General features: G+C 65.6%; 27 protein-coding genes. 16 read left to right on the top strand and 11 right to left on the bottom strand.

Annotated elements, in window-relative coordinates; genetic code table 11:
* Positions 1-92: 92 nt before the first annotated feature.
* A complete protein-coding gene (locus CSQ95_RS04905) occupies positions 93-983 on the bottom strand; it encodes a LysR family transcriptional regulator ArgP (RefSeq protein WP_035817600.1) in 891 nt (296 codons plus the stop codon).
* Positions 984-1,187: 204 nt separating this feature from the next.
* On the opposite strand from CSQ95_RS04905, the gene CSQ95_RS04900 reads away from it, so the two are divergent.
* Positions 1,188-1,793: a LysE/ArgO family amino acid transporter gene (locus tag CSQ95_RS04900; protein ID WP_070312363.1), complete on the top strand. Its 606-nt coding sequence runs from the start codon at positions 1,188-1,190 to the stop codon at positions 1,791-1,793.
* On the opposite strand, the gene CSQ95_RS04895 is transcribed toward CSQ95_RS04900, so the two are convergent.
* Complete coding sequence (locus tag CSQ95_RS04895; protein ID WP_099408709.1) at positions 1,794-3,224, bottom strand: coniferyl aldehyde dehydrogenase; 1,431 nt, start codon at positions 3,222-3,224, stop codon at positions 1,794-1,796. It lies immediately after the preceding gene.
* Positions 3,225-3,371: 147 nt separating this feature from the next.
* On the opposite strand from CSQ95_RS04895, the gene trxC reads away from it, so the two are divergent.
* The 5 genes from trxC to CSQ95_RS04870 all read left to right on the top strand — a co-directional run bounded on the left by trxC (position 3,372) and on the right by CSQ95_RS04870 (position 6,177).
* Positions 3,372-3,824 (top strand): thioredoxin TrxC, encoded by a 453-nt coding sequence (gene trxC / locus CSQ95_RS04890; protein ID WP_099408708.1) that lies wholly within the window; start codon positions 3,372-3,374, stop codon positions 3,822-3,824.
* A gap of 70 nt (positions 3,825-3,894) precedes the next feature.
* On the top strand, positions 3,895-4,416 hold the full coding sequence (locus CSQ95_RS04885; RefSeq protein WP_218963582.1) for a MarR family winged helix-turn-helix transcriptional regulator: 522 nt from the start codon (positions 3,895-3,897) through the stop codon (positions 4,414-4,416).
* Positions 4,413-5,159 carry a DNA alkylation repair protein gene (locus CSQ95_RS04880; protein ID WP_099408706.1) on the top strand — a complete coding sequence of 249 codons (747 nt, stop codon included), beginning with the start codon at positions 4,413-4,415 and terminating at the stop codon, positions 5,157-5,159. The genes CSQ95_RS04885 and CSQ95_RS04880 overlap by 4 nt, the downstream gene beginning before the upstream one ends.
* A 17-nt stretch (positions 5,160-5,176) precedes the next feature.
* On the top strand, positions 5,177-5,512 hold the full coding sequence (locus CSQ95_RS04875) for a DUF6616 family protein (RefSeq protein WP_099408705.1): 336 nt from the start codon (positions 5,177-5,179) through the stop codon (positions 5,510-5,512).
* A 62-nt stretch (positions 5,513-5,574) separates the two neighbouring features.
* Positions 5,575-6,177 (top strand): DUF1287 domain-containing protein, encoded by a 603-nt coding sequence (locus CSQ95_RS04870; protein WP_099408704.1) that lies wholly within the window; start codon positions 5,575-5,577, stop codon positions 6,175-6,177.
* Here CSQ95_RS04870 and CSQ95_RS04865 read toward each other — a convergent pair.
* A complete protein-coding gene (locus tag CSQ95_RS04865) occupies positions 6,134-7,618 on the bottom strand; it encodes a PLP-dependent aminotransferase family protein (RefSeq protein ID WP_099408703.1) in 1,485 nt (494 codons plus the stop codon). The genes CSQ95_RS04870 and CSQ95_RS04865 overlap by 44 nt on opposite strands.
* A 103-nt stretch (positions 7,619-7,721) precedes the next feature.
* On the opposite strand from CSQ95_RS04865, the gene CSQ95_RS04860 reads away from it, so the two are divergent.
* Both CSQ95_RS04860 and CSQ95_RS04855 read left to right on the top strand, forming a co-directional pair.
* Complete coding sequence (locus CSQ95_RS04860; RefSeq protein WP_099408829.1) at positions 7,722-8,162, top strand: carboxymuconolactone decarboxylase family protein; 441 nt, start codon at positions 7,722-7,724, stop codon at positions 8,160-8,162.
* Between the two features lie 80 nt (positions 8,163-8,242).
* On the top strand, positions 8,243-8,539 hold the full coding sequence (locus CSQ95_RS04855; protein ID WP_070218319.1) for a hypothetical protein: 297 nt from the start codon (positions 8,243-8,245) through the stop codon (positions 8,537-8,539).
* A 117-nt stretch (positions 8,540-8,656) separates the two neighbouring features.
* On the opposite strand, the gene CSQ95_RS04850 is transcribed toward CSQ95_RS04855, so the two are convergent.
* Positions 8,657-9,832, bottom strand: a complete 1,176-nt coding sequence (locus CSQ95_RS04850) for a multidrug effflux MFS transporter (RefSeq protein WP_099408702.1) — start codon at positions 9,830-9,832, stop codon at positions 8,657-8,659.
* 189 nt (positions 9,833-10,021) lie between these two features.
* Here CSQ95_RS04850 and epsC point away from each other — a divergent pair, with 189 nt between their 5' ends.
* A complete protein-coding gene (gene epsC / locus CSQ95_RS04845; RefSeq protein ID WP_070218250.1) occupies positions 10,022-10,960 on the top strand; it encodes a serine O-acetyltransferase EpsC in 939 nt (312 codons plus the stop codon).
* A 137-nt stretch (positions 10,961-11,097) separates the two neighbouring features.
* On the opposite strand, the gene CSQ95_RS04840 is transcribed toward epsC, so the two are convergent.
* The 5 genes from CSQ95_RS04840 to CSQ95_RS04820 all read right to left on the bottom strand — a co-directional run bounded on the left by CSQ95_RS04840 (position 11,098) and on the right by CSQ95_RS04820 (position 16,128).
* The gene (locus CSQ95_RS04840) at positions 11,098-11,577 is read right to left on the bottom strand and encodes an META domain-containing protein (protein WP_099408701.1); all 480 of its coding nucleotides are present in this window, start codon (positions 11,575-11,577) and stop codon (positions 11,098-11,100) included.
* Positions 11,578-11,650: 73 nt separating this feature from the next.
* Positions 11,651-12,553 carry a subclass B3 metallo-beta-lactamase gene (bla, locus tag CSQ95_RS04835; RefSeq protein WP_099408700.1) on the bottom strand — a complete coding sequence of 301 codons (903 nt, stop codon included), beginning with the start codon at positions 12,551-12,553 and terminating at the stop codon, positions 11,651-11,653.
* A gap of 107 nt (positions 12,554-12,660) precedes the next feature.
* Entirely contained in the window at positions 12,661-14,061 is a 1,401-nt protein-coding gene (locus tag CSQ95_RS04830; protein WP_099408699.1) for an LLM class flavin-dependent oxidoreductase, read from the bottom strand.
* Positions 14,062-14,064: 3 nt separating this feature from the next.
* On the bottom strand, positions 14,065-14,892 hold the full coding sequence (locus CSQ95_RS04825) for a MetQ/NlpA family ABC transporter substrate-binding protein (RefSeq protein ID WP_099408698.1): 828 nt from the start codon (positions 14,890-14,892) through the stop codon (positions 14,065-14,067).
* Between the two features lie 21 nt (positions 14,893-14,913).
* On the bottom strand, positions 14,914-16,128 hold the full coding sequence (locus CSQ95_RS04820) for an acyl-CoA dehydrogenase family protein (protein WP_099408697.1): 1,215 nt from the start codon (positions 16,126-16,128) through the stop codon (positions 14,914-14,916).
* Positions 16,129-16,383: 255 nt separating this feature from the next.
* Here CSQ95_RS04820 and ssuE point away from each other — a divergent pair, with 255 nt between their 5' ends.
* The 5 genes from ssuE to CSQ95_RS04795 are packed head-to-tail and all read left to right on the top strand — an operon-like array spanning position 16,384 to position 20,847.
* The gene (gene ssuE / locus CSQ95_RS04815) at positions 16,384-17,004 is read left to right on the top strand and encodes an NADPH-dependent FMN reductase (RefSeq protein ID WP_099408696.1); all 621 of its coding nucleotides are present in this window, start codon (positions 16,384-16,386) and stop codon (positions 17,002-17,004) included.
* 24 nt (positions 17,005-17,028) lie between these two features.
* Positions 17,029-18,033, top strand: coding sequence for a sulfonate ABC transporter substrate-binding protein (locus CSQ95_RS04810; RefSeq protein WP_180278955.1), 1,005 nt, complete (start codon positions 17,029-17,031; stop codon positions 18,031-18,033).
* A gap of 12 nt (positions 18,034-18,045) precedes the next feature.
* Positions 18,046-19,206 carry an FMNH2-dependent alkanesulfonate monooxygenase gene (ssuD, locus tag CSQ95_RS04805; protein ID WP_099408695.1) on the top strand — a complete coding sequence of 387 codons (1,161 nt, stop codon included), beginning with the start codon at positions 18,046-18,048 and terminating at the stop codon, positions 19,204-19,206.
* A gap of 1 nt (position 19,207) precedes the next feature.
* Positions 19,208-19,999: an aliphatic sulfonate ABC transporter permease SsuC gene (gene ssuC / locus CSQ95_RS04800; protein WP_099408694.1), complete on the top strand. Its 792-nt coding sequence runs from the start codon at positions 19,208-19,210 to the stop codon at positions 19,997-19,999.
* A gap of 17 nt (positions 20,000-20,016) precedes the next feature.
* Entirely contained in the window at positions 20,017-20,847 is an 831-nt protein-coding gene (locus tag CSQ95_RS04795; protein WP_099408827.1) for an ATP-binding cassette domain-containing protein, read from the top strand.
* Here the strand turns inward: CSQ95_RS04795 and CSQ95_RS04790 are convergent.
* Together CSQ95_RS04790 and CSQ95_RS04785 are read right to left on the bottom strand one after the other, a co-directional pair.
* Complete coding sequence (locus CSQ95_RS04790; RefSeq protein ID WP_099408693.1) at positions 20,804-21,514, bottom strand: HAD-IA family hydrolase; 711 nt, start codon at positions 21,512-21,514, stop codon at positions 20,804-20,806. The two genes, CSQ95_RS04795 and CSQ95_RS04790, sit on opposite strands and share 44 nt — an antisense overlap.
* 55 nt (positions 21,515-21,569) lie before the next feature.
* Positions 21,570-22,037 (bottom strand): META domain-containing protein, encoded by a 468-nt coding sequence (locus tag CSQ95_RS04785; RefSeq protein ID WP_180278954.1) that lies wholly within the window; start codon positions 22,035-22,037, stop codon positions 21,570-21,572.
* Positions 22,038-22,186: 149 nt separating this feature from the next.
* Between CSQ95_RS04785 and CSQ95_RS04780 the strand changes: the two genes are divergently transcribed.
* Both CSQ95_RS04780 and CSQ95_RS04775 read left to right on the top strand, forming a co-directional pair.
* Complete coding sequence (locus CSQ95_RS04780) at positions 22,187-23,122, top strand: hypothetical protein (protein WP_099408691.1); 936 nt, start codon at positions 22,187-22,189, stop codon at positions 23,120-23,122.
* Positions 23,119-24,594, top strand: coding sequence for a PLP-dependent aminotransferase family protein (locus tag CSQ95_RS04775; protein WP_099408690.1), 1,476 nt, complete (start codon positions 23,119-23,121; stop codon positions 24,592-24,594). Before CSQ95_RS04780 ends, CSQ95_RS04775 begins: the two co-directional genes overlap by 4 nt.
* Positions 24,595-24,723 lie beyond the last annotated feature (129 nt).

Below are 24,723 nucleotides of genomic sequence, written 5' to 3'. Positions count from 1 at the left end.
TCTTGTGGATGATGCTTGCAGTGTAGGCCAGGCTGGGCAGGGCGCACATGGGGATGTTGCTCTTTATCATAGATAACTGTCGCATGCGTCTATCAATCCTGTAACAGCCATTTGCGCGCCGTGGCGATGACGGCGTCCGACAGGGTGCGCGTGAGGGGGGTCTGGATATCCCAGGCATGCCAGGTCAGGGGCACGTCGAGCGCCTGTCCGGCCGCCACGTCGACGAGCCTGCCGGCGGCCAGCGCCGTTTCCGCCTGCAGCAAGGGCACCATGCCATAAGCATAGCCCGCTTCGATGAAGCGTACGAAGTCGCGCGCCGAACCGAGCACATGGTGCGGATAGCGGCCCGTGTAGCCGAGGCGGTGCTGCAGATAGCGCTCGTGCAGCGCATCCTTGCTGCCAAAGGTGATGGCGGGCGCCTGGCTGACGGCTTCCACCGTAAATCCATGCGGAAACCACTGCTGCGCGAATGCGGGGGACGCCACGCACAGGTAGCGCATGCCGCCCAGCGGCGTGGCCGTGGTGCCGGCCACCAGGTCGTTGGCGCTGGTGACGCAGGCAAACACGCGTCCTTCGCGCAGCTGGCTCAGGGTATGGTCCTGGTCGTCGAGGCGGATATCGAGCAGGCAGGACGGCGGCGACAGCAGCGGCCCCAGCGCTTCCGGGATCCACGTGGCGGCGCTGTCGGCGTTGACGGCGATGGCCAGTGCCGGCAATTGCGTCGTGGGGCCGGGCTGGGCGTCGAGCGCCGCTTCGAGCAGCTTGACTTGCCGGTAATGGGCGATCAGGCGCTGGCCCGCTTCCGTCGGCAGGGGCGGGTGGCTGCGGATGATCAATAACGTGCCTTCCAGGTTTTCCAGGGTGCGGATGCGCTGCGACACGGCCGGCTGGCTGATCGCCAGCGCCTGCGCGGCCTTTTCAAAGCTGCCCAGGCCGATCACGGCGTCGAGGGCGGCCAATCCACGGTAATCGACGACGCGCATAAGTTTCTCTTATATATGTTTAGAATCATTCATTATACTTATATTTACTTTTTCTTTACACTGTTGAAATAGGGTAACAACTCCACTCTCCCGCGCGGTCCCCCTGGTACCGCACCACCCTCCACCTACCTCTGATGACTTTGCCGTTGCCGGCAGAGCGTGGGCGGCCGTGCGCGTGATGGAAAGCAATGGAAAGGAATCGATATGGACAGCGCAATTTTCTTGAAAGGCATGGGGCTCGGCGCGAGCCTGATCGTGGCCATCGGCACGCAAAACGCCTTCTTGCTCAAGCAGGGCTTGAAGCGTCACTACGTGCTCACCTGCATTCTTGTATGTTTGTTGTGCGACGCCATCCTGATCACGGCCGGCGTGGCGGGCATGGGCACCTTCATCGCCGACAATCCCAATTTCCTGCTGTGGGCCAAGGCGGGCGGCGCCACCTTCCTGATCGCCTACGGCTTGCGCGCGGCCAAATCGGCCTGGCGCCCGACGGCCATGACGGTATCGGCCGCCAAGGCGCCCGAAGGCTATTGGGCCGTGATCGGCGCGGCGCTGGCGTTCAGCTTGCTGAACCCGCACGCCTTCCTCGATACGGTGATTTTGCTTGGCTCGATCGGCGGCCAGCATGAAGGCGTGGGACGCTTTTACTTCGCCGGCGGCGCCATCATGGCCTCGGCCCTGTGGTTCTTCCTGCTGGGCTTTGGCGCCCGCTACCTGGCGCCCGTGTTTGCCAAGCCCATGGCATGGCGCGTGCTCGACGGCATTATCGCCCTCGTCATGTGGGCCATCGCCGCCTCGCTGTTCCTGTAATCAGCGGGTCAGGAAGTTCAATACGCGGCTGGCCAGCTTGCCGTATGGCGGCCGCAGCAGCGTCAAAGGGCTGTAGCGCGCCTGGTAGAACACGGGCCGCAGCTTGCTGAATGTGTGAAAACCTTCGACGCCGTGGTAGTGGCCCATGCCGGACTCGCCCACGCCGCCGAAGGGTAGATCATGCTGGCCCACGTGGAACAGCGCGTCGTTGACGGACACGCCGCCCGACATCACCGTGTCGATCAGCATCTGCACAGTCTGCTTGTCGTTGCTGAACGGATAGATGGCCAGCGGGCGCGGTCCCCCGTTGATGCTGGCGACTACGGTCTCCAGCTTCGCATAGCCGCGCAGGGGCAGGATGGGGCCGAAGATTTCCCGCGTCAGCAGCAGGCAATCTTCGGGCGCGTCGAGCACGATGTGCGGCGCGATCTTGCGCGTGGCCCGGTCATACGCTGGCCCCGGCAGCAGCGAAATCACTTGCGCGCCCCGTTCCCGCGCTTCATCCAGGGCCTGCAGCAGGCGCTCAAAGGCGGCCTCGTCGATGATGGAGGTGTAGTCGGGCGTGTCCAGCCGCGGGTAGCGCGTGGGCACGATCCGGCGCGCATGCTCGACGAAGGCGGCGATGGCGGCCTCGGGCAGCCAGGCGTGGTCGACGCTGGTGCAGATTTGCCCCGCATTCAGGTACTTGACGAACAGGATGCGCTCGGCAGCCGTGCGCACGTCGAAATCGGCGCAGACGATGGCCGGCGCCTTGCCGCCCAACTCCAGCGTGACGGGGCACAGATTGCGTGCGGCCGCCGCCATGACGGCCCGGCCCGTCTGGCCGGAACCCGTAAATAGCAGATGGTCGAACGGCAGTTGCGAAAACGCCATGCCCACGCCGCCCGTTTCGTCAACAAACTGCAGCTTTTCCGGCGGGAAATAGGCGGGCATGGTCTCCATCAGCAGCCGCGCCAGGTGGCGCGAGTTCTCGCTCATCTTGACCATGGCGCGGTTGCCGGCGGCAAAAATGTAAGTCAGAGGCACCAGACTCAGGTTGACGGGGAAATTCCACGGCACGATGACGCCTACCACGCCCAAGGGCTGGGGCAGCACGCGGTTGCGGGCGCCCGGAAAATTGCGCCAGTCCACGCTGCGGCGCTGCGGTGTCATCCACTTTTTCAACTTTTTCAGTACGTGGTCGATGCCGTCGATGGCGGGGAATATCTCCGCCAGCAAGGTTTCGTGGTGGGAGCGGTTGCCATAATCGGCGCTGATCGCCGCGCACAGCGCTTGTTTGTGGTCGCGCAGGTAGCGCTGCAGGGTTTGCAGGTCGCGCTTGCGCTCGGCCAGGGTCGGCGCGGGGTGGGCCAGACAGGCGGCGCGCTGCAAGGCCAGGGCGGCAGCGAGTTCGGCGTGCTTCAGTTCCATGTTGTTTGCGACATCAGGCATGTTGCTCCTTGGCCGGCCGGGCAATACGCGCGCCGTTCCAGCGCACTATAGGCGAGTATTGGCAAATGTGCCGCCAGCGAGCCGACGCTGCTGCACGATACCCCGTAAAATGTCCGTCAACTTGACGCTACGCTTTCCAGGAATGCCATGACCTCGACCACGCCAGACTCCCTGCACATCGTGTGCCCCCATTGCGACGCCGTCAACCGCCTGCCGGCGGCCCGGCTCACGGAACAGCCCACGTGCGGCAAGTGTCAGAAGGAGCTATTCACGGGCCAGCCAGTGGACCTGGCCAGCGCCCGTTTCCTCAAGCATATCGAACGCAGCGACATTCCCGTGCTGGTCGATTTCTGGGCGCCATGGTGCGGCCCGTGCCGCAGCATGGCGCCATTCTATGTGCAAGCCGCCAGGACCTTGGAACCGGCATTTCGCGTCGTCAAGGTGAATACGGAAGCGTCGCCGGACCTGGGCAGCCGTTTCAATATCCGCAGCATTCCCACCCTGGCTCTGTTTTTGCGCGGTGTGGAAGTGGCGCGCCAGCCCGGTGCCATCGATGCCAACGCCATCGTTGCGTGGGCGAGGGACAAGGCGCGTTTCTAAGCACAAGGGAAAGCCGTTCAGGTTTTCCATTTGACATTTGGTATGGTGCCATATTATATTGCACCATATGATAAAGCTCGAACAGAAATACACGGCCTTGCTCGGTGACGTGCAGCGCCGCTCGCTCGGCCCCGACATGCCGGCATCCGTCGGACGCTTGCGCCTGTGCTTTGAAGTGCTGGGCCTGGCATCGGCCATCGATGGCGATTGCGCCGCGCGCCTGGGCCGGCATGGCTTGTCGGAAGGCAAGTTCGTGCTGCTGGCCCTGCTGCGCGACGTGCCCGATGGACTCTCGCCGCACACACTGGCCGAGCGGGCCGGCGTGACGCGCGGCACCATCACGGGCTTGCTCGACGGCCTGGAGCGCGACGGCTTCCTGGCGCGCCACGCGGACCAGGTCGACCGGCGCAAGCTTCTGGTGCGCCTCAGTGCCAAGGGAGACGCGGCGGCCGCCACCCTGGTCGATGAGCACGCGCAATGGATCGCCAGCCTGTTTGCCGATTTCACGCCGGAAGAAATGCAATTATTGAGTGCGCTGCTGGAAAAAGCCTGGCGCAAGACGGATAAGGGTGAAATGCAGGGTGCTGCATGAGCCGCGGCGTCGCCGATATCGCCCCCGCGCGCCTGGCCCTGCTGAACCAGGGAGCGGTGGCCAGCGCCACCCTGACGGAAGGGCTGGCCATCGATTTTGCCCAGCTGCTGGCTGCAGCCGTGCCCGCTATCGGTGTGGCCCGCCTGGAGCGGATGCGCGCGCAGGCCGCCGCCGGCATCACCGGGCGCATGGCGCTGGCGGCGCAATTGCTGCTCGATGCCGGCACCGACCCGGCGATGCTGCAAGTGCACCCGTCCGACACGGTGCGGGGCTGGGCCTGCTTTGCCATCGCCGCCCAAGCGGGCTTGACCTTGCCGCTACAGCTGGCCGCCATGCGGCCGCTGGCCGACGATGGCCATTTCGGCGTGCGCGAATGGGCCTGGCTGGCGCTGCGGCCCCGGCTGGCCGCGCATTTGCTGGATGCCATCGCGCTGCTGGCGCCGTGGACGGCGGACCCGTCGGAAAGAGTGCGCCGCTTTGCCTGCGAAGCGCTGCGCCCGCGCGGCGTGTGGTGCGCGCATATCGCCCAGCTAAAGGAAGAGCCGCAGCTGGCCTTGCCCCTGCTGCAAGCCTTGCGCGCCGACCCGGCCGTCTACGTGCAGGATTCCGTGGCCAACTGGCTCAACGATGCGGCCAAGAGCCAGCCGGACTGGGTGCGCAGCCTGTGCGCGCAATGGCTGCTGGACAGCCCCACTGCCGCCACGGCACGCATTTGCAAGCGGGCGCAGCGTTCGCTTACTTGATTCTTTGGAGGACAAACATGCATTACCTGTTAGAACAGTACAGCCCGAAACCGGCCTGGCTGGCCCTCGACGGCGCCGCGCGCCAGGCGTATTTCGCCACGGTGGGCGCCGGCATGGCGGCCTTGTCGGGCAGCGGCGCCGAAGCGCTGGCCATGGGCGCCATCGACGGCGGCAAGCTGCATGCGGCACCCCAGCAATTCTATGCCGTCTGGCGCTTCCCGGACGAGGCGGCACTGGACGCCTTGCTGGCCGGCATCGCCGCCACGGGCTGGCATGATTATTTCGACACCATCAATGCGGCCGGCCCGGCCGTGGATTTTCCCGCACACCTGGCGCAGCTGGCCGCCGTCTAAGCGTACGGCGTTTTCCTTGCCGCTGCGGTAAAGTTGGCATTTCCATCTGATCACCGACGTTGATGCCAATCAAACTGTTCTCCCTCCTGATGCTTGCCCTGGCGCCCCTGCTGGCGTCGGCAGCCCCTGCCACCCCGCAAGCCCTCGTCGCCGCCGCCCGCAGCCAGGTGGGCGTGACCCTGCAGTACGACCCGCGCTACGAACGCCTGGCCTATCCGGGCGGCGACGTGCCGCTCGAGCGCGGCGTGTGCACGGACGTGGTCGTGCGTGCCTACCGTAAACTTGGGCAGGATTTGCAGGTGCTCGTGCACGAAGACATGCGCAAGGCGTGGCAGGTGTACCAGCAACAGGGCCGCTGGCAGATGAAGGGGCCGGACCGCAATATCGACCACCGGCGCGTGCCGAACCTGGGGACCTACTTTGCCCGCCACGGCACCAGCCTGCCGCCAAGCAAGGAAGCAAACGCTTACCGCGCGGGCGACATCGTCACCTGGCGCCTGCCGCGCAACCTCACGCACATCGGCATCGTCAGCGACAAGCAGTCGTGGGGCGGCGTGCCGCTGATCATCCACAACATCGGCGAGGGCGCGCGCGAGGAAAATATTTTATTCAGTTATCCGATCACGGGGCACTATCGTTGGCAACCCGGCTGGCAACCCCGCTGAGAGGCAGGGGCGCCATCTCTTGCAGGATCGCCAGCACGATGGCCAGTGCCATATCGATATCGAGCTTGTCAATGGCGCCATAGCCGAGAAACAGGCCTTCATGGCGGGCGGGGCCATGGTAAAAACTGGCCAGCGCATACAGGCTGACGTCGGCCAGGCGCGCGCGGCGCAGCAATTCGGCGATATCGAGCGGCGCCTGCGCCAGCGCCGCCACGTGGAAGCCGGCGCTGGCCGGCACCAGGCGGAACCATGGGGCCAAGGGACCGTTGAACCAGTGCTGCAGCCGTTCGCGCCGCCCCGCATAGATGTCGTGGCAGCGGCGGATATGGCGCAGCAAATGGCCATCGCCGATGAACTTGGCCAGCGCATGCTGGCCCAGGCTGGCCGTATGGCAATCGCTCAGGTATTTCACCGTCTGCATGGCGGCCACGATGGCTTGCGGCAGCACAACATAGCCCAGGCGCAATTCCGGCAGCATGATCTTGGAAAAGCTGCCCACGTGCGCGACGATGCCGTAGCGGTCCATGCTTTGCAGCGCATCCTCGGGCCGGCCCTCGTAGCGGAAGGCGCTGTCGTAATCGTCCTCAATGATGATGGCGCCCAGCTGCTGCGCCCGTTCCAGCAGGGCATGGCGGCGCGCCATGCTCATCGGCATGCCGAGCGGAAATTGATGGGCGGGCGTGACATAGATCAGCCGCGTGCCGTCCGGGATTTGCGCGACGATGATCCCATCCTCGTCCACTTCGACGCCCACCACGCGCGCGCCCTGGCTGGCGAACACGGCGCGCGCCACCGGGTAGCCGGGTTCTTCCACGGCAACCGTGTCGCCCGGCTCGAGCAGGGTCAGCGCGAGCAGGTGCAAGGCTTGCTGCGCGCCGCTGGTGACGAGCACCTGTTCCTCAGTGCAATGGATGCCGCGGCTGAAGGCGGCATGGCCGGCAATCGCCGCCCGCAAGGCGGGCAAGCCTTCCGCGGGGCCATAGCGGCCGCGCGCCTGGCCGCCCTGGCGCAGCGCATGCAGCATGCAGGCGCGCCATTCATCCTGCGGGAAATGCGCGGGCGTGGCACGTCCGCCGATGAATGCATAGCGTGCCGGCGTTTCCTGGCTGGCGCGGCGCAGGGGCGTGGGCGTCGCTTCCCAGCGGGCGATGCGCTGGGCGCTGGCCAGCGGCGCGCTCGCATGGCGGCGCTGCGGCGAGGCGTGCGGCGTCTGCACGAAGCTGCCCACGCCCACTTTGCCGACCAGCAGCTTTTCATAGCCGAGCTTTTCATATACGTCGGACACCGTCTTGCGCGACAGGCCCAGCTGGCTGGCCAGCAGGCGCGAGGGCGGCAATTGCTGCCCGTCCGTCAGCCGGCCCGAACGAATCGCTTCGCTGAGCTGGCGGTACAGCTGGCCGCCCAGGTCGCGCGTGCCGTCGATCAGGATGTGTAATTCCATGGAGTATCTGTTGGTGGTCTGCTGTTTTTCGGGAGGATTGGCCTGCCGCGCGTACTTGCTGCGCTTCTACAATGGTGCATCTCTCATTATCAAGGAATGCATCATGACACAGCAACGACTCGATTTCACGCAAGCCTCGCCCGACGCCGTCAAGGCCATGTATGCGCTGGAAGCGGCCATCGCCAAACTGGGCGTGGAACATTCGCTGCTCGAGCTGATCCGCCTGCGCGCGTCGCAAATCAATGGCTGCGCCTTTTGCGTGGACATGCACACGAGCGACGCGCGCAAGGCGGGCGAAACGGAGCGCCGTCTGTATGCCGTCTCCGTCTGGCGCGAAACGCCGTTCTTCACGCCGCGCGAGCGGGCCGTGCTGGCCTGGACGGAGGCGCTGACCCTGCTGCCGCAGAATCATGCGTCCGACGAAGACTACGCGGCGCTGGCGGAACAATTGACGCCGGCGGAAATGGTCAACGTGACCCTGGCCATCGGCTCCATCAATACCTGGAACCGCCTGGCCGTGGGCTTTCGCAAGATGCCTGAATAAATCCTGTGTTCGTTCGCGAACAGACGCCTGGCTGGTCCCTGCGTAGTCTGGCAGGACGATTGATCAGCCAGGGAGCAGCCATGCAAGTACATATCGGGGAAGGCGCCGAAAAGACGCCGCAGCAGGAGGAAGAGGCGCGCCGCGAATTCATCGCCGAACTGTGGCGGCGCTTCGAAGCGTTGCAGGAATGGGCCGTCAGCCACTGGCCGGACCAGCAACACCCCCTCAGTTCCGCCGACTTCGTCGAGACGCGCAAGGAGATATTGAGTTTGCGTTCGCCGGCCGGTTCCTTGAACCAGCCATCGCTGAACAATGAAGCGGAACCGGAGCAGGGCGGGGCGCAATACCAGGATGTGACGCCGGCACCGTGGCCGTAACCTTGGCCGTCATCGTGCCTCTATCTTGGTTGTAGGTCGGATTAGGACCGAAGGGCCGTAATCCGACAACATGGTAGGCAGATGCAGTCGGATTACGCGCTTGCGCGCTAATCCGACCTACGCTTCTGCCTTCCCTTGCGCAAACACCCAGCAAACCAAACTCACCAGCAGCCCCGCCATCACGCCATACGCCAGGTTCAGCGCGCTGTCGAACAGCAGCGGCGCCACCAGTCCCGAGACCAGCGCGAACAGCAGCATCTGGATGAACGACTGCATCGATGACGCCAAGCCGCTGTTGTTGGGGAAGTGGTTCAGGGCCATCAGGGTCATCGGCGGCATGGCGATCGACAGGGCGAACGAGTAGAAGAACAGCGGCAGCACGGCCCACGGCACTTCGGCGGCAAAGAAGTAGTTATAGCCGATGTTGGCCAGCGCGGCGACCAGCATCAAGATGAAGCCGGCCCAGATCATCTGGCGCTGGCTGTAGCGGTGGGCGATCTTCGCCGACAGGGCCGAGCCGAACACCATGCCGCTGATCAGGGGAATGAACAGCCAGGCGAAGGCCGTTTCCGGCAAATGCAGGATGTTGATGATGAAGTAGGCGGCCGAACCGATGTACAGGGCGAAGCCGCCAAAGGCGGCGCCGATGGCCGTCGACAGCAGCAGGAACTGGCGGTGGCACAGCACTTTCCAGTAATTGACGGCGATGTCGCCCAGGTGGAAGGCGTGGCGCTGCTCCTTCGACAGGCTTTCCGGCAGCGCGCGCCAGACGACGACGAACATCAGCACGCCGAAAGCAGTGAGGAACCAGAAAATCCAGCGCCAGCCCAGGCTGACCTGCAGCCAGCCGCCCAGCACGGGCGCGATGGCCGGAGCCAGTGCGAACACCATCATGATGTGCGAGAGGATTTTCTGCGCGGCGGCGCCCGAATAGCGGTCTTGCACGATGGCGCGGCCGATCACGGAACCGGCGCCCGCCGAGAGGCCCTGCAGCACGCGCCAGGCCAGCAGCCAGCCCAGCGACGGCGCCAGCGCGGCGCCCACGGAAGCGATCACGTACAGCACCAGCGAAACGAGGATCACGGGACGGCGGCCGAACGAATCGGACAGGGTGCCGTAAAACAGCATCATGAAGGCGAACGTGAACAGGAAAAAGCTCAGGGTCTGCTGCACCAGCAGGGGGCTGGCATTGAAATCTTGCGTGATGGCGGGGAACGACGGCAGATAGGTGTCAATTGCAAGCGGTCCGACCATCGCCAGGCCCGCCAAAATCCAGGTTAATAATTTAGTCATGTGGAAGAGTGTTTTTGTTAGTCCGTCATTTTACGCTAGCGGCGGGAATCGGGTCCGGCGCCGCGGTGGTTTGCCATCCATATGCGTTTTTCGCATATGAAACCTTGGAATTCTTCGTTTGCACCGCTTGCCGTCACCGTTAAGCTGGGGCGACCCGGCTTGTTAGCCGCTTTTTGGAAGTGATACGCCATGCACAGTATTTATCCGGCGGCGCCCGCCGACGACACGGCCCAGTGGAACCTGGGACCCGTGATCCAGGCCCTGCGCAGCTCGCGCGAAGACAAGCACAAGATCCGCCATAACGGCAGGGTGCGTGAACTGCCGTCGCGCGAAGCGCTCACCACCATCGTCAACGGCCTGTCGGCGGCCCTGTTCCCCACGCATTACGGGCGTCCGAATCTGACCGATGAAAGCATCGACTATTTTGTCGGCGACACGCTGAACACGACTCTGAACCGACTCAGCGAGCAGGTGCGGCGCGGCTTGCTATTTTCCATACCAGCTGGCGATGAACAGAACGGCGCCAGCGATGATGCGGCGCTGGCGCAGCAGGCGCGCGACATCACGCGCGCCTTCGCCGCCAGCCTGCCCGACATCCGCGCCCTGCTGGTGTCGGACGTGCAGGCCGCCTATGCGGGCGACCCGGCCGCCACCTCGGTGGCCGAGATCATGCTGTGCTATCCGGGCACCATCGCCATTCTGTACCACCGCCTGGCCCACCAGCTGCACGCGCTCGGCGCGCCTTTCTTGGCGCGCCTGATCGCCGACATCGCGCACACCCTGACGGGCATCGACATCCACCCGGGCGCGCACATCGGCGCATCGTTCTTCATCGACCATGGCACGGGCGTGGTGATCGGCGAGACGGCCATCATCGGCCAGCGCGTGCGCCTGTACCAGGCCGTCACCCTGGGCGCCAAGCGCTTTCCCGCCGATGCTTCCGGCGCTCTGATCAAGGGAACGCCGCGCCATCCCATCGTCGAGGACGACGTGGTCATCTACGCGGGCGCGACCGTGCTGGGGCGCATCACCATCGGCGCGGGATCGACTATCGGGGGGAATGTGTGGCTGACGCAGAGCGTGCCGGCGAATAGCAATGTATCGCAGGCGCAGATGCGCAACGATTGAAGAGTGGCCGAGAAAACGTCCATGGCGGCGTTACAGCGCCTGGCCGTACTAGCGTACTGCCTGCGGCGCTGCGCCTTGCCCTGAACGTTTTTCGGGCACTCTTCAAGCCGGGCGTGGCGCCTGGCTTTGCAAAAACCTTACTTCACCGTCAGCGCTTCATAGCGGGCCACGGGCACGCCATCCTTCAGCAGCAGCAATTCCTGGTCCGCGTAGCGGTAGCCATTGACTTCGCCCAGGGTGGTCAGGAGCTCGCGTTCGAGGTCCATGTCCTGCGGCTGGCACATCATCATGGTGCCGGCCAGCTGCCCAAAGTTCAAGGTGCTGACGCCATCGCTGGTGTAGCCGCCCATCATCTGGTTGCAGCCGCTGTGGCCACTGGCGCGGCCTTCGGCCAACTGCAGGGTCACTTCGCGCTGTTCAGGCGCCTTGCGCACCACTTGCTTGCCCTTCAATTCCTTCAGCTTCCACTGCGTGCCCGTCAGCTTCGGCGCCGGCTTGGCGGGCGAGGTGGCGCCTGGCGCGGCGGCGGCCGCATCGCTGCGCACGGGCGTTTGCGCGCAGCCGGCCGTGATGGCGACGATGGCGGCGAGGGGAATCAGTCTGGCGATCTTGAACATGGCATTTCCTTCTTCAAATGAATGACGCCAGATTAGCAGATACGCGCCGCGCCGGCGTGCACGGTTGACAAGCCTATCGCTCCTGCTCCAGCCGCGCCTCGAGCAAGGTGCGCGCCGCCGCCACGTAGGCGCGGCAGGCCTGCGGGTCGACGAAGGCCTCGCTGCCGGCCGTGGCGCTCGCTTCCAGGCGTTCCCATAGCTGCGACGCTTCCGGGTGGGCCGAGATCAGCACGTCGCAAGGCAGCTTTTCCAGGGTCTCGAAGCTGTGGCGCAGGTCCGCCACCGCGTTCGGATACTCGCTGCTGGCGCTGAACTTGAAGCCGGGGCGCGAGACGGCGTTGAGGCTGTCCGCGTAGACCATGTTCAGGCAGCGGGGGCCGTCGCACGATTGCCACGTCCAGCTCAGGCCTCCGGGCGTGTGGCCCGGCGTGGCGTGCGCCGTCAGTTTGATGGGGCCGACATTGAACTGGCCGCCGTCGCGCGCCAAGCGCATGTCCTTGACGGGCGGATACTTGGGCAGCGCGTGGTATTGCGGGTCGTCCGGCCCCACTTCGCCCGACGCCAGGTCCAGCGCGGCCGACGGGCTGGCGGCCACCAGCGCATTGCTGCGCCGCTGCAGCTCGGCCAGGCCGCCCGCGTGGTCGATATGGCCGTGCGAATTGAGGATCAGCTTGACGTCCTCGATGCGAAATCCCAGCGCGCCGATATTGGCGATGATCTTCGGCGCCGATTCCGGCAAGCCGCCGTCGATCAGCACATGGCCCTGCGGCGAGGTGATGAGCACGGAACTGAGGCCTTTCACGCCCACATAATAGGTATTGCCGAAGATGCGGAACGGCGTCTGGTCCTCGTTCCAGGCGGCGCAGACTTCGCAGCCAGGCGTCGGCGGCGTGGCTGGCGCAGATGTTTGTGCCTGGGTGGCGGGGCTGCCCAGCAGCATTGCCAGGACCAGCGCGCGTGGTGGTGTGAGGGGCATTGCGATCCTTATCCGTGTTGCCAGGGTGGCATATGCTGACACGGAACGGGGCGCGATGCAAACGCTGGCAGTCATGCCGGCCAGGGCGTCGTCTGGCTAGCAGGCGCTCAGGCGGCGGCCAGCGTGGCGCCGGGCGGGGCCAAAGGCGCGATGCTGACCTGGCGGCCCGCGTGACTGGCGGGCAGGCGCGGGCCCTGGCCGAAGACCTTGTGGCGCAAGCTGCCTTCCTCGTAGCGGGTGCGGTAGCGGCCGCGCCGCTGCAGTTCCGGCACGATGTGTTCCACCACGTCGGCCATGCTGTCGTGCGCCACGGCGAAGGCGAGATTGAAGCCGTCGATGCCCGTCTCGTCCAGCCAGCTTTCCAGCTGGTCGGCCACCTGGCGCGCGTCGCCCACGAGCACGGGGCCGCGCCCGCCCAGGCCGATGTATTCGGCGGCCTCGCGCACCGTCCACGTGCGGTCCGGGTCGGCCTGGCTGAACGAGGCCAGCGCCGAGCGTCCGGCCGGGGAATCGATGTAGTCGATGGTGGCGTCGAGCGGATAGCGGCTGAAATCGACGCCCGTCCAGCCCGACAGCAGCACCAGCGCCGCCTCGATGTTGATGTGGCGCAAGTAGTCGGCGTGTTTGGCGCGTGCTTCTGCCTCCGTGGCGCCCGTGATGACCAGCGCCTGGGCGTAGATCAGCAGCGCTTCGCCATCGCGCCCGCCTTGCCGCACGGCGGCGCGCAAGTCGTCGGCGTAGCGCTTGACGACCGTCTTGCTGGGACCGCTGACAAACGTCGCTTCCGCATGGCGCGCCGCGAAGCGCGTGCCGCGCGGCGAGGTGCCCGCCTGGTACAGCAGCGGCGTGCGCTGCGGCGACGGCTCGCACAAATGGATGCCGGGCACCTGGTAGTGGCGCCCGGCATGGTTGATCGGATGCACCTTGGCTGGATCGGCGTAGATGCCGCGCGCCTTGTCGTTGACGACGGCGTCGTCGTCCCAGCTCTTTTCCCACAGCTTGTAGACCACTTCCAGGTATTCGTCGGCCAGGTCGTAGCGCTCGTCGTGACCCAGTTGCTGTTGCAAGCCCAGGTTGCGCGCCGCGCTGTCGAGGTAGCCAGTGACGATATTCCAGCCGATGCGCCCGCCGGTCAGGTGGTCGAGGGTGGAAATGCGCCGCGCGAACGTGTACGGATGTTCATAGGTGAGGGCGCAGGTGACGCCGAAACCCAGGTGCGTGGTGGCTTGCGCCATGATGGGCACGAGCGCCAGCGGGTCGTTCAGCGGCACCTGCACGCCGTGTTCCAGGGCCGCATCGAGGCTGCCCCGGTACACGTCATACACGCCCAGCACGTCGGCGAGAAAAACCGCGTCGAACAGGCCCGCTTCCAGCAGCCGCGCCAGTTCCGTCCAGTGTGCAGGATCGGTATAGCGGTGGCTGCGGTCGCGCGCATGCGTCCACAGTCCCGGCGACTGGTGGCCGACGGTATTCATCTGGAAGGCGTTGAAGCGTATCGTCTTGGCCATGGCTTATTTGGCCGCCGTCTGCAAGGCTTGCTGGTAGTCGGGTTTCGAGTAGCCGGCAAAGTGTTTATTCGTGATGTCGAGGAATTCGCGCGAGCGGTAGGCGGCCGCCAGGTCTTTCGCGAACTGCTTGTCCTTGTCGGCCGTGCGGATGGCCACCAGGTTGATGTAGTTGGGCGAGATCTTCTCGGCCACCAGCGCGTCCGTCAGTTTCAGCCCCGACGCCAGCGCGTAATTGCCATTGATGAAGGAGTAATCGGTGTCGCCCAGCGAGCGTGGCAGTTGCGCCGCTTCCAGCGGCAGCAGCTTGATTTTCTTCGTGTTGACGGCGATATCCTTTTCCGACGCGCGCACGGGGTCGAAGCTGGCGCGCAGCTTGATCCAGCCCAGTTGGTCGAGCAGCACCAGCGCGCGCGCCTGGTTGGTCGGATCGTTCGGCAAACCCACGGTCGTGCCTTCCTTCACGTCGTCCAGCGTCTTGTGCTTCTTGCTGTAGATGGCGATCGGCGCCGTGGGGATCGTGATCAGGTCCGTCAGGGCCAGCTTGTGCTCGAGCGCGAATTTCTTCAGGTAGATGATGTGCTGGAACACGTTGGCGTCGAGTGAACCTTCCGCCAGCGCGAAGTTCGGCTGGATATAGTCGTTGAACTCGACCAGCTTGACCTTGTAGCCCTGTTTTTCCAGGATGGGCTTGATGCCCAGCTTGATCTGGTCCGCATACGGCCCGGCGCTGGTGCCGATGGTGATGTCTTTCGGGTCCTTGGCGTGGGTGAAGCTGGCCGTCAAGGCCAGGGTCAGGGCGGTGAGGACGATGCTGCGGCGGGCGATGGTCATGGTGGCTCCTTGGTGTGTGAATTATGAATACGCCGTCGGCTCGGGTACCGTGCCGGTCAAGGCAAAGCGTCCCAGGTCGCGCAGCTTGTAGTCGATGGGGTCGTGCAGGGTATGCACGCGCACGTTGCGCCAGTAGCGGTCGAAGCCGTATTGGGCCGAGGTGGAGCGCGCGCCCGTCAGTTCGAACATCTGGCTGCTGATCTCCAGTCCCGCCTTGTGCGCCAGGCACTTCGCCTCGGCCACGGCCACGGCCAGCAAGCCCCGTTCGCGCGCCGTCACCAGCGCGCCCTTGCGGAAGACCTTTTCCAGTTCCTGCGCCGCCGCGTCGGCCAGCACTTGCGCGGGGCGCAGCAAGAGCCACAGCTGGCCGTAGCGGTGCTGTATCAAAGGGTCATCCGTCGCTTGCGCCACGCCCGAGGCAAACCAGGCTTTCGCCTGCTCGCCCGTGTAGCGGCGCGCCGCCTCGAACGCGCCTTCGGCGATGCCCAGGTATAAATTCGCCATGATCAGCTGCGCGATCTGCGAGCGCACGGTGGCTTGCGGCGTGGCGGCCTGCGCGGGTGCCTGCAGCACCAGTTCGCGCGGCAGGGCGACTCCTTCAAAGCGGACATTGCCGCTGTCCGTCTGGCGCTGGCCGAAGGCGTCCCAGTCTGCCTGCACGGTCACGCCATCCTGGCGCGTGGGCAGGGCGGCGATCAGCGCCGTCTGCGTGGGCGCGTGCCAGGCGGAGACGGTCAGCCAGTCGGAGCCGACGGAACCGGAAGAAAAGCTCTTGATGCCGTCGAGGACGTAGCCGTCGCCGCTGTCGCTGGCCGTGACGCGCTTGTCTAGCGGGTTGAGGGCATTGCCCCAGAACAGGCGCTCGTCGACGGTCAAGGTGAGCAGGCGGCGCTGCTGCTGTGCGCTGCCATACAGCTGCAGGCCCGCCAGTTGCAGATGGTGGAAGCCGAAGACATGCGCCAGCGCGCTGTCGGCCCGCGCCAGGATGCGGATCACCTGGTACACGAGGGGCCACGACGCGCCCTGGCCGCCGAATTCCACGGGAATCGACAGGGTCAGCAAGCCTGACTCGCGCAGCCATTCGCGTTCCTGCGCCGCATGGCCGCCGGCCTGGTCGCGGGCATTGGCCGTTTCGGCCAGGCGCGCGGCCAGCGACGTGGCGATGCTGATGGCGTCCTGCAGGGGTTCCGGCACAGGCGGCTGAGGACGGGCGGCATGGAGAAAAACGCTAGACATGGGTGACATTCCAGAAAGACGATGAGGCCGATATTGCACCGCCGGGCGCGCGCCGTACACGAAGAAAACCGCGCATGGATATGCGAAAAAAGCCATGTGGGGAGGAGCGTCTTCGCTTGCGGGGCGTCAGGCCCGGATAGACAAAAAACGCATATCGAAGCGCGAAAGCATTCGTTTTGTCGGGCCGCTGATGGCGATAGGCTGCAAGCATCCAAGTAGCCAAATCAAACCATCACGTACAGGGACGGGCATCACATGAGCATCTTGTTATTGGGCGGCAGCCCGCAACTCCCATCGAGTTCCAGCCGTTTGCTGCTGCATATCGGCGAACAGCTGGCGCTGCAGGGCCACAGCTACGCCCAGCTGCATGTGCGCGACCTGCCGGCGCGCGCCTTGCTGCTGGCCGACTACGACGATGCGGCGATCGCCCGCGCCGTGCGCGCCGTGGCCGATGCCGACGCCATCGTGATCGCCACGCCCATCTACAAGGCCTCCTATACGGGCTTGCTGAAAGCCTTCCTCGACCTGCTGCCGCAGGATGGCCTGGCCGGCAAGCTGGTGCTGCCGCTGGCCACGGGCGGCGGCCATGCCCACACCCTGGCGCTCGACTATGCGCTGCGCCCCGTGCTCCATGCGCTGGGCGCCAAACAGGTCTTCACCAGCATTTATGCGAATGCGCAGCAGCTGGCGTGGCACGACGAGGGGGGCTTGAGCCTGGACGCGCCGATTGCCGCGCGCGTGCAGGCCGGCATCGAGGAGCTGTCTGCCGGCCTGTTCGTGCTGCAGCACCGGCGTCCGCCCGCGCCGGCAGAAGTCCCGCCTCCCGTGCGTTCGCTGCATGACCAGCCTTACGCACCCCGATTTCAAGCCGCCTGACCATTCACCGACCAAGGAACCGCCATGACACACCGCCACGCACAACGCCTCTCGCGCCGTACCACCCTGGGCTTGCTGTTTGCCGCTGCTGCCGGCGTGATGGTGGCCGGCATGCCGGCCGCAGCGCAGGCGCAGGCCAAGGGGGAGCTGCAGGTGCGTATTGGCTACCAGAAATACGGCACCCTGACGTTGTTGAAGGGGCGTGGCACGCTGGAAAAACGCCTGGCCGAGCAGGGCGTGGGCGTGAAATGGACGGAGTTCCCGGCCGGCCCCGTGCTGCTGGAAGGCTTGAACGTGGGCAGCATCGATTTCGGCACCGTGGGCGAGGCGCCGCCGATCTTTGCCCAGGCGGCCGGCGCCAACCTGGTGTATGTCGGCAATGAGCCGGCGTCCCCGGCCAGCGAAGCCATCGTCGTGCCCAAGGCTTCGGGCCTGCGCACCCTGGCCGACTTGAAGGGCAAGAAAATCGCCCTGAACAAGGGCTCGAACGTGCATTACCTGTTGTTGAAGGCATTGGAAAAGGCCGGCGTCGCGTACGCCGACATCCAGCCCGTGTTCCTGCCGCCGGCCGATGCGCGCGCCGCTTTCGAGCGGGGCAGCGTCGATGCGTGGGCCATCTGGGACCCGTTCCTGGCCGCCGCCGAAAAGCAGCTGGGCGCCCGCGTGCTGGCCGACGGCAAGGGCCTGGTGGCGAACTACCAGTTTTATCTCGCCTCGCGTACATATGCGGAAAAAAATCCCGAAATCCTGCGCATCGTGCTCGATGAAGTGGCCAAGGTCGATGACTGGGGCCGCAACAACCCGGACGAGGTGGCGACGATCCTGTCGGCGCAGACGGGGCTGGGCAAGGATGTCGTGGCGCTGGCCGCCTCGCGCTATGCGTATGGCGTCAAACCCGTCTCCGTCGACGTCATCGCCTCGCAGCAAAGGGTGGCCGACGCGTTTTCCGCTCTGAAGCTGATTCCGAAACCCATCGTCGTCAAGGATGCGCTGCTGCCGGCGCGTCAGCTGGCCACCAGCACAAAATAAGGAACAAATATCATGTCATTGAATGTCTTCTGGTTTATTCCTACCCACGGCGACAGCCGCTACCTGGGTACGTCGCAGGGCGCGCGCCCCGTCGATGCCGATTACTTGCGCCAGGTGGCCGTGGCCGCCGACACGCTGGGCTACGACGGCGTGCTGCTGCCCACGGGCCGCTCCTGCGAAGACGCGTGGGTGGTGGCATCGTCGCTGATCAGCGTGACGCAAAAGCTCAAATTCCTGGTGGCCGTGCGCCCCGGCCTGTCCACGCCCGGCCTGGCCGTGCGCATGGCGTCCACGTTCGACCGCCTGTCGAACGGGCGTCTCCTGATCAACGTCGTCACGGGCGGCGACCAGGGCGAGCTGGAAGCGGACGGCCTGTTTGCCGACCACGCCAAGCGCTATGAAATCTCCGATGAATTCATCAAGGTGTGGCGCGCCACCTTGGCGGGCGAGGGCGGCGCGGCCGGCTACGATTTCGAGGGCAAGCATATCCAGGTGAAGGGCGCGAAAACCCTGTATCCGCCCGTGCAGAAACCGTATCCGCCCCTGTATTTCGGCGGCTCGTCGGAGCCGGCGCACGAACTGGCGGCCGAGCAGATGGACGTGTACCTGACGTGGGGCGAGCCGCCCGCCGCCGTTGCCGAGAAAATCGCCGACATCCGCGCGCGTGCCGCAAAAAAAGGCCGCACGGTACGCTTTGGCATCCGATTGCACGTGATCGTGCGCGAGACCAACGAAGCGGCCTGGCGCGCGGCCGATGAACTGATCAGCCACCTGGACGACGACATCATCGCCAAGGCGCAGGCGGCGTTCGGCAAGATGGATTCCGTGGGCCAGCGACGGATGGCGGCTCTGCACGGCGGGCGGCGCGACAAGCTCGAAGTGTCGCCCAACCTGTGGGCCGGCGTGGGCCTGGTGCGCGGCGGCGCGGGCACGGCCCTCGTGGGCGACGGTCCGACCGTGGTGGCGCGCATGCAGGAATATGCGGACCTGGGCATCGACACCTTCATTTTCTCCGGTTATCCGCACCTGGAAGAGTCGTACCGCTTCGCCGAACTGGTGTTCCCGCTGCTGGGCAAGGGCAAGGCCGTGGGCGAGCAATCCTTGAGCGGCCCCTTCGGCGAAGTCATGGCCAGCAATATCGTGCCTGTCGCGCCGCAGAAGAAGGCGGCCTGAGATGGCGGCCGGCACCACAAAACGGACAAGCGCCGCGCCGTGGCGCAATGCATTGGCGCCATGGGCCTTGCCCGTGGCGCTGCTGCTGGCCTGGCAGCTGGCGTCGCAGTGGGGCTGGCTGTCGAGCCGCATCCTGCCCGAGCCGTGGGCCGTGGCGAAAGCCTTCTGGCATCTGGCCGTGTCGGGCGAATTGTGGCTGCACCTGAAGACGAGCTTGTGGCGCGCGACCGTCGGTTTCGCCGTGGGCGCGGGACTGGGCTTGCTGCTGGGCCTATTGACGGGCAGCTTCCGCCATGCGGAAACCCTGCTCGACACGACCTTGCAAATGGTGCGCAACATCCCGGCATTGGCCCTGATTCCGCTGGTGATCCTGTGGTTCGGCATCGACGAGACGGCGAAACTCTTCCTGCTGGCCGTCGGCGTCTTCTTTCCCGTCTACCTGAACACCTTCCACGGCATCCGCTCGGCCGACCAGGGCTTGATCGAAATGGCGAAAAGCTATGGCTTGTCCGGCTGGCCTTTGTACCGCGACGTGATCCTGCCGGCCGCCATGCCCTCCATTCTGGTTGGCGTGCGCTTTTCGCTGGGGCTCGTGTGGGTGCTGCTGATCGTCGCCGAAACCATCTCGGCGCAGGCCGGCATCGGCTACATGACCATGAATGCGCGCGAATTCTTGCAAACGGACGTGGTGCTGGTGGGGATTTTGCTGTACGCCTTGCTGGGCAAGCTGGCCGATTTGTTCTCGCGCCGGCTGGAACGCCACTGCCTGCGCTGGAATCCCGCCTACCGCTAATGATTGAAGAGGACACCATGCTGCTCGCCCCCATCCAGATCGAAACGGATTTTTTGTCGCACTTCGTGCAATACGACCCGGCCAGCGCGCCGCCGCAGGCGAAGACGGCGCCATCCACCCCTTTGCAACGGCGCGGCGTGCCCCTGGAACTGACGAAGCTGAGCAAATCCTACACCAGCCGCCCCGTGCTGAAAAACGTCGACCTGCAGCTCGAGGCGGGAGAATTTGTCGCCATCGTGGGACGCAGCGGCTGCGGCAAGAGCACCTTGCTGCGTTCGATCGCGGGGCTGGAAAGCATCGATGAAGGCAGCGTCGCCATCGGCAGCGGTGTCGGGGCGCCCGACATCCGCATCATGTTCCAGGAATCGCGGCTGCTGCCATGGAAGACGGTGCTCGACAACGTGGCCCTGGGCCTGCCCCGTTCCGTCGGCGCGGCGGCCGCCTCGCTGTGGACGGTGGGCCTGGCCGAGCGGGCGGACGACTGGCCGTCGGCCCTGTCGGGCGGGCAGAAGCAGCGCGTGGCGCTGGCGCGCGCGCTCGTGCACGAGCCGCAACTGCTGCTGCTCGACGAACCCCTGGGCGCGCTCGACGCCCTGACGCGCATCGAGATGCAGCAGCTGATCGAGTCGCTGTGGCTGGCGCGCGGTTTCACGGCAGTGCTGGTGACGCATGACGTGGCCGAAGCGGTGGCGCTGGCCGACCGCGTGCTGCTGATCGAGGATGGCCAGATCACCATGGACGTGCAGGTGGACTTGCCGCGCCCGCGTCAGCGCGGCCATGCGGATTTCGCCGCGCTGGAGCAGGCTATCTTGTCGCGGGTGCTGCAGCCGTCTCGGCCAGGACAATAAAGCCGTCGCCATCGACGGTCGCCACGATGCCCTCGTAGCTGGCGATGGCCGGGTGGCGCGTGGCCAGCGGGTGCGCATGCGTGGCAGTGACGACGATGACCTTCGCGCCGGCTGCCTCGCCCGCCTCGATGCCGACAGAGGCATCCTCGAACACCAGGCAATCCATGGGCGCCACGCCCAGTTTTTCCGCCGCCAGCAGGTAGCAATCGGGCTTTGGTTTACCCGCCTTGACGTCTTCCGCCGTCACCATGATGGCGGGTATCGGCATGCCGGCCGCCTTCAGGCGCGCCGTGGCCAGCGCGCGCGGCGCCGAGGTGACGATGGCCCATTGCGCGGGCGGCAGCGACGTTAAAAAACGCAGCGCGCCCGCGATTTCAATAATCCCTTCCACATCGATGATTTCCGCATCCGTGATGCCCTGCGATTCGCGCTGCGCGTCGACGCCGGGCAAGCGCAGCTTGGCGATGGTGTCGACCGAGCGCGCGCCATGGATGGTGGGCAGAAAGGTCGCCACGTCGAGGCCCTGGCGCTGCGCCCAGGTGCCCCAAATGCGTTCGGCGGCGGCGATGGAATTGATGACGGTGCCGTCCATGTCGAAAAGAAAAGCCCGGTAGCGGCCGGCGGCCGATGGTGTTGGGGATGACGACGGCGAGGGCAGTGCGGACATGGCTTCCTTCCAATTGATGGGTTGGAAGCCATTGTAACGGCAGCCGGTTTTTATTTCACAGGTAGACCGATTCAAACCTGGCCACGGGCGCGCCATCCTTGAGCAGGATCAGGTACTCGCCTTCGAAACGGTAGCCCGTCACGCTGTTCAAATTGGCCAGCACGGCGCTTTCCAGCTGCATCAACGGCGGCGGGCAGGCCATGCGGGTGCCGGCCAGCTGCGTGAAGCGCAGGGTATTGCCGGTCAAGGTATAGCCGCCCATGACGCGGTTGCAGCCCGTAAAACCATGGACCTTGCCATCGTCGGTGAGGGTGATGCGCACTTCGCGCTCCTGCCCGGGCGCCATCGTCACGGGGGCGCCATCGAGTTCCGTCAGCTTCCAGTAGGTATTCGTCAGGCTGTACGTGGGCGTCAGGCCCGTGTCCGGCTTGGCGCTGTCGGCTGTGGCGGCGCAGCCGCCAGCCATGGCGATGGCAGTGGCGAGGCACAGGTATTTGAAACGATGCGTCAGGCGATGCAGCATGGGATGCTCCTGTGATGGGTGGTATGCCTGCAGCCTAGCAGATTTTTCGCGCCGGCCGGCGTACCGCAGCGGCGATTGTTTCCATTTTGCCAGTCCTGGCATTACACTCATGCTTCCATTGTTTTAACCTTGATCGGGGAGCCGGGCCGATGCTGGAAGCGCAAGCGCTGGATAACCGACTGGTCGCCACCACTGGCGACGACGTGCTGATCGACCGCATCGTGCCCGGCGCGCCGCTGGTCATCGCCTTCGGCTTCGTCTCGTGGACGACGCGTCCCGCCTTTGATTTCTACGGGCGCCTGAGAAAGCTCGAGCAGGCCAGCGGGCAGCATCTGAACAAGATCCTCGTGCGCGATTCGGGCAACGCCTGGTACCACCGACGCATCGCGGGGCTGGGCAATCATGTCGACGAAACGGCGCAAGCCTTGCGCGAGCTCGTGCGCCGCATCGCGCCAAGTCAGGTTACCACCCTCGGCCAGTCCATGGGCGGTTACGCGGCCGTCATGTATGGCTTGCTGCTCGAGGCGCAGCAAATCGTCGCCTTCGGGCCGCTGTCTTTTCTCGACGTGCAGCAGGCGCGTTTGTATCACGAGCTGCGCTGGCTGCCCGTGATGGAGTCGCTGGCGCAGGATCCTCCGGCCTCGGGTTATTACGACCTGGCGGCCCTGTGCCGCGCCAGGGCCACCGAATATACGCGGATGCACCTGCTGTTCGGCACGCGGCCTGACGTGGCCAATCCCGGCACCAGCGCCAGCGAATCGGTGAACCTCGACGCCATGCACGCACAGCGCCTGGCCGCCTTCGGCCGCTGCACCCTGCATCCGTTTCCCCACTCGGGCCACGCGGTGGTGCAGCACCTGATCGACACGAAGCGCATCAACGGCTTGCTGGCCAGCTGCATACTCGGTCTCACCTTGGACGATGAACCGATGCCGGACATCAGCCGCGAGTGGCAGGACTGGGTGGCGGAAAACCTGCGCCTGGGCTGCGCCGGCGAACAGCTGGTGGCGGTGCTGCAGCAGCATGGCTTTTCGCTGGCCAGCAGCATGGCGGCCGTGGATGCGGCGCGCGCCAAGGCCATATGACGCAGCAGTTCGAACTCGACACCCTGAAAATCCGCCTCGCCGCTCCCGGACTGGCGGCGCTCGACCTGCGCGTGCGCGTGCAGCGCGCGCTGCGACAGCTGATACTCGACGGCGTGCTGGCGCCCGGCGTGCGCCTGCCGGCCACGCGCACGCTGGCGCAATCGCTGGGCGTGTCGCGCGACACGGTGGAAATGGCGTATGCGCAGCTGCGTCTCGATGGCTATCTGCGGCGCCAAGCGGGATCGGGCAGTTTCGTCTCGCCGACGATAGGCGCGAGCTTGCTGGGCAAGCCTGCGACGACGCTGCCGCCCTTGTCCGCGCAGCCGATGGCGCTCAGCGCGCGCGGCGCGCAGATACTCGCCAGCGGCGGCGTGGCCGACCAGCAAAGCGTGAAGGCGTTTGCCACGGGCTTGCCGGAAACGCGGGCCTTTCCGCTCGACGTGTGGGAGCGCTTGCGGCGCCAGGCGGCCGGCGAACACCATGCGGGCATGCTGCTGCACGGCGACCCGCAAGGGGCCGAGCCGCTGCGCCAGGCCATCGCCGACTATGTGAACCTGGAGCGGGGCGCGCGGGCCACGGCCGGCCAGGTGCTGGTGCTGAGCAGCACGCGCCAGGCCCTGTACCTGTGCGCGCAGGTGCTGGCCGACGCGCATGGCCCCATCCTGATGGAAGATCCCGGCTATTTCGGCGCGCGCAAGGCGTTCGAGATGGCGCAATTGCAGATCGTGCCCGTGCCCGTCGATGCGCATGGCCTGTCCATCGACCACCTGCGCGCGGACCGCAGCGGAGCCAACACGATTTATGTCACGCCGTCGCATCAATACCCGACGGGCGCCACCCTGGCGCTCGAGCGCCGCCTCGCGCTGACTGCCTGGGCGGCCGAGCGCCAGGGCTGGATCATCGAAGACGATTACGACAGCCAGTTTCACTACGCGGGCTTGCCGACGGCTTGCGTGCAGGGGCTCGACGCACAGCAGCGCACGATTTACCTGGGCACCTTCGCCAAGTCGCTGTATCCCGGTCTGCGCATCGGCTACATGGTGCTGCCGCCCGCGCTGGTGAAACCGATGACGTATGCGCGCAGCATTCTCGATGGTCATACGCCGCAGCTGGACCAGCTGACACTGGCCCGTTTCATCGCCGATGGCCATTTCGCGGCCCATGTGCGCGCCATGCGCAAGGTCTACGCCGTGCGCCGCGATGCGATGGCGCAGGCCGTGCAGCGGCATTTGCCGCACGTCGTCACGGCGCAGCTGCCGCCGGGCGGCTTGCAGATGCCATGTCTGTTGCACGAGGGCAGGGACGAGCTGGACACGCTGCGCCTGGCGGCGCAGGCGGGCATCGTGCTGCCTGGCCTGAGCCGCTTGTACGCGACGCCGCCGGAACGCGGCGGCTGGCTGCTGGGCTTTGCGGCGCTCACGCCGCACGAGATCGACAGCGGCATCGTCCGCCTGGCCCGCGCGCTGGGGTGAGCGCTGGGGTGAGCGCGCAAGTGGTCTGCCGTATGTGAAGAAATTGGCCTGCCTGAGCAGTCCATGTGACCATTAAGATGCTCCCTTTCAATGGCAGGGGCATACACATGACAGCAACCACCACCACCA

It is taken from the genome of Janthinobacterium sp. BJB304, from assembly GCF_002735765.1.
Classification (GTDB): domain Bacteria; phylum Pseudomonadota; class Gammaproteobacteria; order Burkholderiales; family Burkholderiaceae_D; genus Janthinobacterium.
The sequence above is the reverse complement of the archived record's forward strand: the minus strand, read 5'-3'. Positions and strand labels throughout refer to the sequence as shown.

Coding starts and splice junctions, on each gene's coding strand:
- CSQ95_RS04905 (WP_035817600.1), bottom strand. CDS start 983: ATGCGCGTCGTCGATTACCGTGGATTGGCCGCCCTCGACGCCGTGATC.
- CSQ95_RS04900 (WP_070312363.1), top strand. CDS start 1,188: ATGGACAGCGCAATTTTCTTGAAAGGCATGGGGCTCGGCGCGAGCCTG.
- CSQ95_RS04895 (WP_099408709.1), bottom strand. CDS start 3,224: ATGCCTGATGTCGCAAACAACATGGAACTGAAGCACGCCGAACTCGCT.
- trxC (WP_099408708.1), top strand. CDS start 3,372: ATGACCTCGACCACGCCAGACTCCCTGCACATCGTGTGCCCCCATTGC.
- CSQ95_RS04880 (WP_099408706.1), top strand. CDS start 4,413: ATGAGCCGCGGCGTCGCCGATATCGCCCCCGCGCGCCTGGCCCTGCTG.
- CSQ95_RS04875 (WP_099408705.1), top strand. CDS start 5,177: ATGCATTACCTGTTAGAACAGTACAGCCCGAAACCGGCCTGGCTGGCC.
- CSQ95_RS04870 (WP_099408704.1), top strand. CDS start 5,575: ATGCCAATCAAACTGTTCTCCCTCCTGATGCTTGCCCTGGCGCCCCTG.
- CSQ95_RS04865 (WP_099408703.1), bottom strand. CDS start 7,618: ATGGAATTACACATCCTGATCGACGGCACGCGCGACCTGGGCGGCCAG.
- CSQ95_RS04860 (WP_099408829.1), top strand. CDS start 7,722: ATGACACAGCAACGACTCGATTTCACGCAAGCCTCGCCCGACGCCGTC.
- CSQ95_RS04855 (WP_070218319.1), top strand. CDS start 8,243: ATGCAAGTACATATCGGGGAAGGCGCCGAAAAGACGCCGCAGCAGGAG.
- CSQ95_RS04850 (WP_099408702.1), bottom strand. CDS start 9,832: ATGACTAAATTATTAACCTGGATTTTGGCGGGCCTGGCGATGGTCGGA.
- epsC (WP_070218250.1), top strand. CDS start 10,022: ATGCACAGTATTTATCCGGCGGCGCCCGCCGACGACACGGCCCAGTGG.
- CSQ95_RS04840 (WP_099408701.1), bottom strand. CDS start 11,577: ATGTTCAAGATCGCCAGACTGATTCCCCTCGCCGCCATCGTCGCCATC.
- bla (WP_099408700.1), bottom strand. CDS start 12,553: ATGCCCCTCACACCACCACGCGCGCTGGTCCTGGCAATGCTGCTGGGC.
- CSQ95_RS04830 (WP_099408699.1), bottom strand. CDS start 14,061: ATGGCCAAGACGATACGCTTCAACGCCTTCCAGATGAATACCGTCGGC.
- CSQ95_RS04825 (WP_099408698.1), bottom strand. CDS start 14,892: ATGACCATCGCCCGCCGCAGCATCGTCCTCACCGCCCTGACCCTGGCC.
- CSQ95_RS04820 (WP_099408697.1), bottom strand. CDS start 16,128: ATGTCTAGCGTTTTTCTCCATGCCGCCCGTCCTCAGCCGCCTGTGCCG.
- ssuE (WP_099408696.1), top strand. CDS start 16,384: ATGAGCATCTTGTTATTGGGCGGCAGCCCGCAACTCCCATCGAGTTCC.
- CSQ95_RS04810 (WP_180278955.1), top strand. CDS start 17,029: ATGACACACCGCCACGCACAACGCCTCTCGCGCCGTACCACCCTGGGC.
- ssuD (WP_099408695.1), top strand. CDS start 18,046: ATGTCATTGAATGTCTTCTGGTTTATTCCTACCCACGGCGACAGCCGC.
- ssuC (WP_099408694.1), top strand. CDS start 19,208: ATGGCGGCCGGCACCACAAAACGGACAAGCGCCGCGCCGTGGCGCAAT.
- CSQ95_RS04795 (WP_099408827.1), top strand. CDS start 20,017: ATGCTGCTCGCCCCCATCCAGATCGAAACGGATTTTTTGTCGCACTTC.
- CSQ95_RS04790 (WP_099408693.1), bottom strand. CDS start 21,514: ATGTCCGCACTGCCCTCGCCGTCGTCATCCCCAACACCATCGGCCGCC.
- CSQ95_RS04785 (WP_180278954.1), bottom strand. CDS start 22,037: ATGCTGCATCGCCTGACGCATCGTTTCAAATACCTGTGCCTCGCCACT.
- CSQ95_RS04780 (WP_099408691.1), top strand. CDS start 22,187: ATGCTGGAAGCGCAAGCGCTGGATAACCGACTGGTCGCCACCACTGGC.
- CSQ95_RS04775 (WP_099408690.1), top strand. CDS start 23,119: ATGACGCAGCAGTTCGAACTCGACACCCTGAAAATCCGCCTCGCCGCT.